Raw genomic sequence first — 12,409 nt, 5'->3', positions numbered from 1 at the left:
AAACAGCCAGAATGAGATTTCTCGTCCTCTAAAAGATCTCTTAAGAAAAATAAGCAGCCAAAGGGAAAAGTTAAAGTCTCAATAAACTCTCTATAGAATGATCTTATATAAACCACTTCGCAAAAGCTCTATTCCTTTACAGAAGTCCCAGTCTTACAGTTGACCGCATCATTGCTTTAATCCACCGTCCCTATAACTATAACCTCACCAATTAAACTGAAAACCAAGCTAATTTCAGTGCATACAAAAAAGCGGCCTCTCCCAAAAGGAAGGCCGCTTTGTCTAGTCATATTAGCTTTTAACCGCAGTTGTTTCAAGGAACTCATCATAGGTCATCTGTTTGTCGATCATGCCTTCAGAGTCAAGCTTGATAATACGGTTTGCGATTGTTTGAATGAACTGGTGGTCATGAGACGCAAAGATCATTGAACCTTTGAAGTTTACAAGACCATTGTTCAGTGCTGTAATGGATTCCAGGTCCAAGTGGTTCGTCGGTTCATCGAGAAGAAGAACGTTCGCTTCACTCAGCATCATCTTGGAAAGCATGCAGCGTACTTTTTCCCCTCCGGAAAGAACACTTGGTTTTTTCATGACTTCTTCACCTGAGAACAACATTCTGCCTAGGAAACCGCGCAAGAAAGATTCACTTTGGTCATTAGGTGAGTACTGTCTCAGCCATTCAACCAGGTTAGGCTCGTTTCCTTGGAAGTACTCCGAGTTGTCTTTCGGGAAGTAGGCTTGTGAAGTCGTTACACCCCACTTGAAGGAACCGCTGTCAGGCTCCATTTCACCGGCAAGGATTTTAAACAGTGTTGTTTTCGCGATTTCATCGCTTCCGACTAATGCAATTTTGTCATCCTTATTCATGATGAAGCTTACATTGTCGAGTACTTTTACACCATCAATCGTTTTAGAAATGCCTTCCACTCTTAACAAGTCATTTCCGATTTCACGTTCAGGTTTGAAGTGAACGTACGGATACTTACGGGAAGAAGGTCTGATGTCATCAAGCGTAATTTTATCCAAAAGCTTCTTACGGGAAGTTGCCTGTTTGGATTTCGATGCATTCGCGCTGAAGCGGGCAATGAACGCTTGAAGTTCTTTGATTTTTTCTTCTTTCTTTTTATTCTGATCCTGAGCCATCTTGGTTGCCAGCTGGCTGGACTCATACCAGAAATCATAGTTTCCGACATAGATTTGGATTTTTCCAAAGTCCAGGTCGGCAATATGTGTACAGACTTTGTTCAAGAAGTGACGGTCATGTGATACTACTATGACCGTGTTCTCAAAGTTAATCAAGAATTCTTCCAGCCATTGAATCGCTGCTATATCCAAGTGGTTGGTAGGCTCGTCCAGAAGAAGGACATCCGGCTTGCCGAATAGCGCTTGAGCCAGCAATACCTTTACTTTTTCTCCACCTGTAAGATCTTCCATCTTCTTCGTGTGAAGTTCTTCTCCGATTCCAAGACCCTTTAGAAGGATCGCTGCTTCTGATTCTGCTTCCCAACCGTTCAATTCAGCAAATTCGCCTTCGAGTTCGGCTGCACGCATGCCATCTTCATCAGAAAAATCGGCTTTCATGTAGATAGCATCTTTTTCCTGCATGACTTCGAATAAGCGGGCATGTCCCATGATGACCACTTTCAATACTTCATGTTCTTCGTATTCGAAATGGTTCTGTTTCAATACGGCCATACGCTCGCCCGGTGTCATGGATACATTTCCTGTCTGAGCTTCAATTTCTCCAGAAAGGATTTTCAGGAACGTTGACTTTCCGGCACCGTTAGCTCCAATCAGCCCGTAACAGTTACCAGGCGTGAATTTTATATTTACATCTTCAAATAATTTACGATCACCAAAACGCAGACTTACATCTGATACTTGAATCATTTAGTTATTACCTCCATCAATCATATCTAAAAGATTATAACATGTTCCTGCGAGAAATTCACATTTATAAGGATAATTTACTTTAAAGAAAAGGGTAAGAAGCAAGAGGACGGGTTTTCAGGAAAGACGCCAAAAGAGCTTAGGGAGACACAAAGCCAGAGTTGTGGGGGTTGCGGAAGAACTCAAATGACAGGCCGCTGGTCTTCGCCTATTAAAACCTAAAAAAGTAGTAAAAATGAAAAATATTATTCTTCATTTGTGGTATATAATAGATAAGCGATTTAGAAGGAGGTAAGGATTGTGGCCAGATTTTTTAGCAGACTAAAATTTTTATTCAACATCAGGAGATCAGTTCCATTCTTGGTCGCTTTTTTCAAATCACCCGCAGTGAAGGGATGGAAAAAGCTGATTTCCATTGGATTGATCTTAGGGTATATCCTGCTCCCTTTCGACTTGATTCCTGATTGGCTGGTCATTTTTGGCATTGTTGATGATATTGCCGTTTTTACACTAGTATTGCAGCAAATCGTCAAAATGGCCCCAAATGAGTTGAAGGATAAATATGAGGTGAAACTCTAAACTTCATGATGGGTGATTGACAATCACTGATTCATTGACATATTATGGAGTTGTAGCTAAAAAATCTCTGATCAAAGGGGAAATGTTGTATGTTAGGTGTCGTTCTTAACTAATCCGTAATTATATACGGTCATTCATCAAGGCTGAACAGAAAAAAGGTCTGTTCCTATGCTTATTTAAGTGTGCCTTCGTGTCTGATAGGTTAAGAACAATGAGCCGGCCATACAAACGTTTTCTGCAATTGTGTCCATTAAGCACAGCACTTTGTGCATATGGCACGATGAAGATTTCTCTTTTTGTATGATAACGACAACCGTAATGGACATTGTTCATTGCGGTTTTTTATTTGGTTTTTTTCTGGGAATGCTGCTTTTTAAATTAAATGAATCTGTTTGCGGATGTTTGATTGGAGCGTAAGGTGTAGGAACTTTTGGAGGAGTCCAGTTCCAGCACCCCAGTTTAAGTACCCTCCGAAAGGAAACCCAGGAGGCTCATCGCCCGCCTCGCAATGTCGTGCAGCAGTAGCGGAAGTTAACCAACTATCAAACAGCAATACTTACGAAAAGAGCTAAACATTGTATAACCTTGGTGAATGAACCGTTGTTTTATGGATTAGTTTGATGTGAAAAAATTTGCTGGTATGTCACTACCGCTCAAATACAAATTGCTTATTCAAAATTTGACTATATCTTGGAGGAAAAAACATTGAACGAAAATACATTTAAACAATTGGAATTTCATCAAATAAAAGAAGAAATCTCAAATTATGCACTCACTGATTCAGGGAAAAAGCTTGTCCGCTCGCTCTCGCCTTCATTAAACAAAAAACAAATCGAAGCATGGCTGGATGAAGTAACAGAAGCGGTTGAAATCCTGAAAGTAAGCGAAAGTATTCCAATCCACGCGCTGGATGGAATCGAGAACATAATAAAACAAATGAATAAAGGAACTGCGCTGAGACCGGAACAGTTCCAGAAACTCATGTTATTTCTGGAATGCTGTAATAAGTTGAAAAGATACATGAAGGATAAAGAATTCATTGCGCCCCGAGTTTCTTCATACGTTTATTCCATTGAAGAACTGCCTGGTCTTTATGACGAAATTCAGCGGTGTATTCGAAATGGCCGTGTTGATGACTATGCAACTAAGGAATTATTGAAAGTGAGGAAACAGATCAGTATTCAAGAAGAAAGACTGAAGGAGAAAGTGGCTCATATACTCAAGTCCACTAAATATAAGGCTTATATTCAGGAGGCGATTGTCAGCCAGCGGGGCGACCGGTATGTGATTCCTGTTAAAAAGGAATATCGCGGGAAAATCAAGGGGGCTGTACTGGATACCTCCGCCTCCGGATCCACCCTTTATATTGAACCGGAAGAAGTGGGGCTGCAGCAGGACCAGCTTATGTACCTAAAGATGGAAGAAGAGTCCGAGGCAGAAAATGTACTATTGTATCTAACCGGACTTCTGCAGCAGAATGAAAAAGAGTTGAAACTGGCTGTCGAGGTCATGATCAATTATGATCTTCTTTTTGCTAAAGCGAAATACAGCAGATCAATTGGGGGCAACGCTGCTCAGTTGAATGAATCTCATTATATTTTTTTGAAAGATGCGAAGCACCCTCTGCTCGGGAAAGAAGCGGTCCCGCTTACTATCGAAATGGGAAAGGATTTTCATGCCCTTCTGATCACCGGACCCAACACCGGCGGGAAAACGGTGTCAATCAAGACAGTCGGCCTTTTGACAATAATGACGCAATCTGGGATACACATTCCTGCAGCCAAGGGCAGCCACATCAGTATTTTTCAGAAGGTCCTTCTGGATATTGGGGACGGCCAGAGCCTTCAGCAGAATTTGAGCACCTTCAGCTCACATATGAAAAATATAATAGCGATTCTGCAGGAGGCGAATGACAGGAGCCTGATCTTATTGGATGAACTCGGATCGGGCACAGATCCAGGAGAAGGAATGGGACTCGCGACAGCCATCCTGCAGAAGCTATATGAGAAAGGGGCCACATTGCTCGCCACTACGCACTACAGTGAAATTAAGGAGTTTGCACAGATAGAAGAAGGATTCACCAATGGTTCTATGGAATTTGATTTGGATTCTTTGGAACCAACGTATCGATTGATTGTGGGCAGAGGGGGAGAAAGCCAGGCATTCTCTATTGCATTAAAACTGGGGATGCATCCGGCAATCATTGAGGCAGCACACAAAGTAACCTATAAAACAGACAAAAAGTATACCGCTGAAATGGGTGATCTCCATGTGCGGAAAGAACTTGAAAAACAGGTTGCGGTAAACAAGTATGCGAAAAGAAACCATAACACTCAAGAGCCTCTAAAAGATAGAGTTGTTCAGTTTAGTATGGGTGACAATGTCAAGGTGAGTCCAAACGGCGAGTTTGGCATTGTCAAAGAAGGGCCGGATAAGGTGGGGAACTACTCCGTTTTTATCAAAGGAGAAGAAACGCAAGTTAACCACAAGCGGCTGGAACTTTATATATCAGCAAAGGAAATGTATCCCGATAATTACGATTTTGATATCCTTTTCAAATCTAAAGAGTATCGGAAAAAGAGTCATCAAATGAATCGACGGCATGATGAAAAAAACGTTATTTTCTATGAAACACCTGAATGAGTGGAGACTGCTGTTCCTGTTAAAGGGAGCAGCATTTTTAATGATTAGAGGCACATTGTTACCAAAAATATTTTACCGAAACGGAACTTTATCTTTGATATAATGTGTTTGGAGATTAAAAAAGGTGGCTTCATAATGGAACCGAACAAAGAATTGGAACACATTGTTGAAATAAAGAAGAAGAAAAGCATCTTTCAACGTGCAAGGAAAGGTTTACTCACAGCCTGGGTGAACATTGAATCGGCTTTCCAAAAGGCTTGGAAGGGAGCGGCCGTAGGATCTTTTATCGTGATCGTCCTGTTTGCTGCTTTTTTCGGGTTAGGGCTTGAAACAGGTCTTGGTTCTGTAGTTGACTTTCTGATCGTTTTCATGGCGATTGTATTAACGGCAATGATCATTCCCTTTATTATGTACCCTGTCATTTTACTTTTTAAGAAAATAAATAACCGCTTCTTAGCCGTGGTTTTATCTTCTGCGATTCTATTGATTGTTCTTCTATCTCAAGTACGGAACACTTATCAAATCCTGCCGTTAAGTTTAATCTTAATTGGGATCGGCGTTCTTTCAGGAGGAGCGGTTGGATACTGGCTGAATGCAAAGAGGAGAAAATTCTCTTCCATGATGGTTTTGACTGCCGGCGTAATCATAATAGCCGGGTCTACCGCCTGGTTGACGGCGCCTGGTTTTGACAGGTATCCCCCAGCTGCCACTTCAGCTGTCCCCAAATCACTTCAGGCTGAAGATCCATCTAAAAGAGGAGATTTTGAGGTGCGGACTTTTACCTATGGAAGTGGTACAGATAAAAGAAGACCGCAGTTTTCTGAAGGGGTTGACTATAAGACAGATCCCGTAAATGCGTCATTTGTCACAGGAGGCTGGAATAAGTACAGGACATGGTACTGGGGATTTGACCGGACAGAGATTCCCTTGAACGGTAGCGTTTGGATGCCGGAAGGGAATGGTGAATTTCCGCTTGTCCTCATGGTGCATGGCAATCATATCATGGAGGAATTCTCGGATGAAGGATATGCCTACCTGGGTGAGCTGTTGGCAAGCAGGGGGTATATTGCCGTTTCGATAGATGAAAACTTTCTGAATACTTCTTCATGGTCAGGCAGTCTGAATAATGAAATCAGCACAAGAGCCTGGCTTATGCTGAAACATCTCAATCAGTTTGAAGAATTTAATGATCAAGAGGACTCGCCGTTTTATAAAAAAGTCGATCTTGACAATATCGCTTTGCTTGGACACTCAAGGGGAGGACAGGCCGCGGCTGTCGCTACAGAATTCAATAAGCTTGACCGGTATCCTAATAACGGGATCGTCACCTTTAACTTTGATTACCGTATTAATTCTGTGGTGGCGATTGCGCCAACGGATTATTTTACACTGGGTGACAAGCCTGTCCTAATGGAAAACGTCAATTACCTTCTGTTGCATGGATCTTATGACAGTGATGTTTCTGAGTTCAGTGGCGACCGTCAATATAACGGGCTTGCCTTCACAGGTGAAAACGACTGGATGAAAACCTCTCTCTATATACATGGGGCGAATCACGGACAGTTCAATACAGTCTGGGGAGATAATGACACAACACTGCCGATGAACCTTTTCATCAATAAGAAGCCGCTTCTTGAAGGGACAGAGCAAAGGCAAATTGCCAAAACCTATATATCCGCTTTTCTGGATACGACGTTGAAAGGGAAGACAGAATATCGACCAATGTTCATGGATTACACATATGCACTGCAATGGCTGCCCGATACGACTTATGTCAATCGTTATAGTGACAATTCATATTATGTGATCAATGACTATGAAAATGATTACGACCTGAGCAGTGGGAATGATTCTGACATCACTTTTAAGGCATCAAGGCTTAAATTCTGGCATGAAGGTGAATTGGAAACCAGGGATGATGACGAACGAAAAAATCATGGAGTTTATTTAAAGTGGGATGGCAGTTATTCGAATCCCGGCTTTTATGAGATGACCCTTCCTGAAGGGTATTTTCAAGAAGCGGGTATCAGGGAGAAGGACTTACTGACATTTTCAGCTGCAAGCATGGAGGAGATGAAGGAAGAAGTGGATTTCACAATACGACTCCAAATGACCGATGGCCAGCAAGCAGAAGTGGCATTAAGTGAAATCCTGCCCTTGGCACCTGCACTTCACATTCAACATACAAAAACATGGTTCTATCAAAAATCCAGGTATGGAAACTCTCACGAACCCGTACTTCAAATATTTCATATCCCTTTTGAGAAATTTACTTCCCAAGGGATTAAGCTGGACCAGGTGAAAAAAATAGAATTTATATTCGACAAGACTGCTCAAGGTCATATATTCCTTGACGAAATCGGCCTTTTAAACGCAATTCAATAAAGACAGGAGCTCAGCCTTCTGTCTTTTTCTGCAAGTAAAAAAAGCTATAGCAACTGTTTGAGAAGACCGGTTCAATCACCCCTTTTGAAACGAATTACCTTTTATACATGACTTAAAGTAAAAAAGGAATTGATCAGTGAATTTATTTGTGCTTTCTTCTTTCTTCTATATCACATAGCGTTGCTGACATATCAAATGTTAATTAAAGTTAGAAAGCCCCTCCTTTTATCTACTAGTATGAATGTCCGCCGGATTGGGCACTCTAGGTGATGAAAATAAAGGAGGTCACGTTATGAAAAAGTCATTGTTTGCCCTGCTGGGGTTATCTATGCTTTTGGCTGGTTGTACTCTTAATGACGACAGTCTTGGCCAGGATGGTGAAGAAGGCGGGATGGGTGTGCAGCAGGTCCGCTACAATACGACGAATACAGGTGAAAATAATATATATGGGGAAGCAAATCCCGCGGATCCTACATATGGCACGATGGATAAAATGGCCAATAAAGTGATGAAACTTTACGAGATTGAACGCGCATATGTATATACAAAAGGTGATGATGCCTATGCTGCAGTTGTTCTTGAAAATCGACTTGAACGACATCTTAGTGATGATTTGCAAACCAAGGTGGAAGAAGCAGTCAAAAGTGTGAATCGCAACATAAAAAATGTGTATGTCTCCAATGACCGTGAATTGGTCAGGAACATGAAAACATACCGTGATCAGGTGCATCGCGGCGGTCCTGTAGAAGATCTAGGGGATCGTATTGGCGAAAGAGTTTCCAGGATTTTCCCAAATGTACAGTGAGACAGTAAACCCTTTCCTGCTGATCGTGTGGGGAGGGTTTCTTTTTTTTTTTTGAATAGGACACTAAGTGATTTTTCAGACACGAAATATCAACACTATCATTTGAAACTACCTGTAATTATCATATACACTTTAATAGTGATAGGTATATAACTGTAGATAAAATTGTAAAGAGGGTGTTTTTATGTCTGAAGAAGTCTACGAAGGGTTCAGCCGTTTGATTCATGAGAAGAGCAGTGAACTTGCACAAGAGGTCACGGAGAAGCAAAACACCAAGTATCCTGAGCACCAATCTATATCAAATGATTTATTGACCATGAGAGAAGAATTGGTCCACTTATTTGCCGAATCTTTTGTACTGGAAGAAGAGGAACGGAAGAAAAATTTCAAAGCTTGGGGTAAAAAAGCCGGAACCCAATGTGCTACGTTGAACACAAGCCTGGAAGAAATGTTGAATGAATTTCCAGAATACAGGACAATTATTGGAGATCTACTGAAGACTCATGCGAAAAAGCATGAATTATCTATCGATGGATTCTACGATATATTAAACATATTAGAAACAGATATCGGTGATGTGACTTGCTATTTCAGCCTTCCGTTCGTAGATTACCAGGCTGATCAATTAAGGAACTCGAAGGAAGCTTTATTCGAACTATCAGTGCCGGTCATTCCTATTTCCGACGAAATCGCTGTACTTCCGCTTGTAGGAGATATTGATACAAGCAGGGCGAAACTCATGCTGGAGAAAGCCCTTGAAAAGAGTGCCAAATTGAAAGTGAATTATTTTATTCTTGATTTATCGGGTGTACCGATCATTGATACTTATGTAGCCCAAATCATTTTCCAGCTTATCGATTCATTGGAATTAATCGGTGTAGAAGCGAAAGTGACCGGAATGACACCAGATATTGTCCAAACCGTTGTGAATCTCGGCATCGATTTTCAAAAAATACAAACTTATTCAAGTTTGAAACAGGCAATCAATACAATTCACGGAGTCAAAAGCCCTTAAGGCTGTGTGGCAGGTTTTCACCTGCCACCAGTCTTTTTTCATTGATCAGAAGGTTATTATTTTCTATTGCCCGCAAGTAAGCTATAATTGATAAGTTGATTAAAAATCAAGCAGACATTATAAGCTGACAGGAGATGAATCATTTGGGACAAACTCTCAGCAAAGAGGAATCGAGGAGAACGGCAACCATATATGGTGTACTGCTGGCCATAAGTTCCGGGCATTTTATCAACGATACGCTCCAAGCGGTCGTTCCGGCGATGTTTCCCATTGTGGCAAACTCATTGAGCTTAAGCTACACACAAATAGGCTGGATTGCTTTCGTCCTGAATATGACCTCATCGCTGCTACAACCCGTCTTTGGTTACTATGCAGATGTTAAATCAAGGCCGTTTTTACTTCCCCTTGGCATGCTGTCTAGCTTAATCGGACTCGTTGGTTTTGCCTTGTCCAACAATTTTATTTTCCTGCTTCTGTCAGTCTTGTTTATAGGGTTTGGTTCTGCGATTTTTCACCCTGAAGGTTCAAGGGTAGCCTATTTGGCAGCCGGCAGCAGGCGGGGGCTGGCGCAGTCGATCTATCAAGTCGGGGGCAACACGGGACAATCATTGGCTCCCCTCATCACGGCATTCATATTTGTGCCCCTCGGACAAAAAGGTGCACTCCTTTTCACGCTGGCCGCCGGAATTGGGATCATTGTCCTTGTCCGGGTTTCTCAGTGGTATAAAAGAAGGCTATCTGAAGAAAATCTTAAAGTGAAGAAGAGCAGGAACCAAACGGCTAAGGTAAAAAAAGGCTTACATAAAAAAGTGAAACTGGCAATGATTCTTGTTGTCTTTCTCGTATTTGCCCGTTCCTGGTATGGAGCTGGCATTTCAAATTATTATCAGTTTTACTTAATTGAAGACTACGGACTTTCAATCAAGCAGGCACAATTATATATCTTCACGTTCATGGCAGCGAGTGTGCTTGGTACGTTTTTTGGAGGCCCGCTGGCTGATCGATTTGGAAAAAGAAACATCATCTTTCTGTCCATGTTGGGTTCGGCACCATTGACCATCCTGCTTCCTTATCTTCCTCTGACAGTGGTAATTCCTGTCTTTTTCCTGATCGGATTTATCCTGTCCTCGAGCTTCAGTGTCACAGTGGTTTATGCTCAGGAATTACTGCCTCAGAAGATTGGGATGGTTTCCGGTTTAACGGTTGGACTCGCGTTTGGTATGGGTGCGGTAGGGTCGGTCCTCTTTGGTAGTCTTGCCGACCTTTTCAGCATCAGGTTTGTTATGATTCTATGCAGCTTCCTGCCTTTACTTGGAGTGCTGACATGGCTGCTGCCAAAAGATAAAGAAATAAGAGAATACCACTCCGTATAATTTTGATGTGGGAGTGTTTGGGTAAAGATATAAAAGAACAATGAAATTAGGAGGAAATGTTATGGTGAAAGAGTTGGAAGCCGGCACAGTACAGGTGTTGACGGTAGATAGAGAAGTGGATTTTGGCTATTTTTTGACCAATGGCGAAGAAGATGTGCTGTTGCATCGATCACAGGTTGAAGGTGAACTAGAAGTCGAGGACGAAGTCAAGGTGTTTTTATTTCATGATAAAGAAGTACGGTTGACCGCTACAATGACCATACCTAAAGTTCAAATAGGTTCCTATGCCTGGACTGAAGTCGTAGATGTGAATTCGGGTCTCGGCGTATTCGTGGATATCGGTTTGATGAAAGATATCCTTGTCTCTGCAGACGACCTGCCGATCTATGAAGATTTGTGGCCGGCACCTGGAGATCAATTGTATCTGTCACTGCGAGCTGATAAAAACGGACGTCTTTATGGAAAATTGGCCACGGAAAATATTATCGGGCAGGTCGCAAGAAGAGCCTCCCAAGAAATGATGAAAGCCAAAGTTCAAGGACGAGTTTATCGATTACTTAAGGTAGGAACGTTCTTCCTTTCCGAGCAGGGTTACCGCTGCTTTGTTCACGAAAATGAAAGAAGGCAGGAACCTAGGCTGGGTGAACTGGTTGAAGGCCGTGTAATCGATGTGAAGGATGATGGAAGCCTGAATGTATCGTTTCTCCCTCTCAAACAGGACAAAATGGGAGAAGACGCTGACATCATCACAAATTACATGGACAGCCGCGGAGGATCAATGCCTTTGTGGGACAAGAGCCAGCCTGAGGAAATCAAGGATAAGCTGGGCTTAAGCAAAGCCTCATTCAAAAGGGCGATGGGCAAATTGCTGAAGGAAGGCCGTGTCTATCAGGAAGAGGGCTGGACTTATTATAAGAAATAAGTATGACAAAACCGCATGGGCAGGGGCCTTTGCGGTTTTTTTATGAAGTGGGGATTACTGGCAGGGGGGAATTGGGGTTTTGAAGAATCGGCGGTGTCAAAGCGGTAGTATGAGGGCGTGGAATTGGAGTTTGGAGAATCGGCGGTGTCAAGGTAGTGGTATGAAGGTGTGGAATGTAGAATTTGAAGAATCGACGTTGTCAAAGCGGTGGTATGAGGGCGTGGAATTGGGGTTTTGAAGAATCGACGGTGTCAAAGTGGTGGTATGAGGGTGTGGAATTGGGGGTTTTGAAGAATCGACGGTGTCAAAGCGGTGGTATGAGGGCGTGGAATTGGGGTTTTAAAGAATCGACGGTGTCAAAGTGGTGGTATGAGGGTGTGGAAATCAGAATTTGGAGAATCGGCGTTGTCAAAGCGGTGGTATGAGGGTGTGGAAATCAGAATTTGGAGAATCGACGGTGTCAAAGTGGTGGTATGAGGGTGTGGAAATCAGAATTTGGAGAATCGACGTTGTCAAAGTGGTGGTATGAGGGTGTGGAATTGGGGTTTTGAAGAATCGACGGTGTCAAAGTGGTGGTATGAGGGTGTGGAAATCAGAATTTGGAGAATCGGCGTTGTCAAAGCGGTGGTATGAGGGTGTGGAAATCAGAATTTGGAGAATCGGCGGTGTCAAAGTGGTGGTATGAAGGTGTGGAAATTAGAATATGGTGAATCGACGGTGTCAAAGCAGTGGTATGAGGGCGTGGAATTGTGGTTTTGAAGAATCGACGTTGTCAAAGTGGTGGTATGAGGGTGTGG

9 protein-coding genes are annotated in these 12,409 nt (G+C 42.4%); 8 read left to right on the top strand and 1 reads right to left on the bottom strand.

What is annotated here, in order from left to right; genetic code table 11:
- Positions 1 to 291: 291 nt before the first annotated feature.
- The gene (locus tag V1502_RS12280; protein ID WP_409250936.1) at positions 292 to 1,890 is read right to left on the bottom strand and encodes an ABC-F family ATP-binding cassette domain-containing protein; all 1,599 of its coding nucleotides are present in this window, start codon (positions 1,888 to 1,890) and stop codon (positions 292 to 294) included.
- A 300-nt stretch (positions 1,891 to 2,190) separates the two neighbouring features.
- Here V1502_RS12280 and V1502_RS12275 point away from each other — a divergent pair, with 300 nt between their 5' ends.
- The 8 genes from V1502_RS12275 (at position 2,191) to V1502_RS12240 (ending at position 12,037) form a co-directional block, all read left to right on the top strand.
- Entirely contained in the window at positions 2,191 to 2,469 is a 279-nt protein-coding gene (locus V1502_RS12275; protein ID WP_409250935.1) for a YkvA family protein, read from the top strand.
- Positions 2,470 to 3,174: 705 nt separating this feature from the next.
- On the top strand, positions 3,175 to 5,112 hold the full coding sequence (locus V1502_RS12270; protein WP_409250934.1) for an endonuclease MutS2: 1,938 nt from the start codon (positions 3,175 to 3,177) through the stop codon (positions 5,110 to 5,112).
- 135 nt (positions 5,113 to 5,247) lie between these two features.
- Positions 5,248 to 7,497: a chlorophyllase/cutinase-like alpha/beta fold protein gene (locus V1502_RS12265; protein WP_409250933.1), complete on the top strand. Its 2,250-nt coding sequence runs from the start codon at positions 5,248 to 5,250 to the stop codon at positions 7,495 to 7,497.
- Between the two features lie 292 nt (positions 7,498 to 7,789).
- Positions 7,790 to 8,302, top strand: coding sequence for a YhcN/YlaJ family sporulation lipoprotein (locus tag V1502_RS12260; protein ID WP_409250932.1), 513 nt, complete (start codon positions 7,790 to 7,792; stop codon positions 8,300 to 8,302).
- Between the two features lie 184 nt (positions 8,303 to 8,486).
- On the top strand, positions 8,487 to 9,317 hold the full coding sequence (locus tag V1502_RS12255; protein ID WP_409250931.1) for an STAS domain-containing protein: 831 nt from the start codon (positions 8,487 to 8,489) through the stop codon (positions 9,315 to 9,317).
- 134 nt (positions 9,318 to 9,451) lie between these two features.
- A complete protein-coding gene (locus tag V1502_RS12250) occupies positions 9,452 to 10,690 on the top strand; it encodes an MFS transporter (RefSeq protein WP_409250930.1) in 1,239 nt (412 codons plus the stop codon).
- 61 nt (positions 10,691 to 10,751) lie between these two features.
- The gene (locus tag V1502_RS12245) at positions 10,752 to 11,612 is read left to right on the top strand and encodes a S1 RNA-binding domain-containing protein (RefSeq protein ID WP_409250929.1); all 861 of its coding nucleotides are present in this window, start codon (positions 10,752 to 10,754) and stop codon (positions 11,610 to 11,612) included.
- A gap of 182 nt (positions 11,613 to 11,794) precedes the next feature.
- A complete protein-coding gene (locus V1502_RS12240) occupies positions 11,795 to 12,037 on the top strand; it encodes a hypothetical protein (RefSeq protein ID WP_409250928.1) in 243 nt (80 codons plus the stop codon).
- Positions 12,038 to 12,409: the final 372 nt, after the last annotated feature.

The sequence above is a fragment of the Rossellomorea sedimentorum genome, assembly GCF_046237645.1.
Lineage (GTDB): Bacteria > Bacillota > Bacilli > Bacillales > Bacillaceae_B > Rossellomorea > Rossellomorea sedimentorum.
Note: the sequence above shows the minus strand (reverse complement) of the source record. Positions and strands in the feature narration are given on the sequence as shown.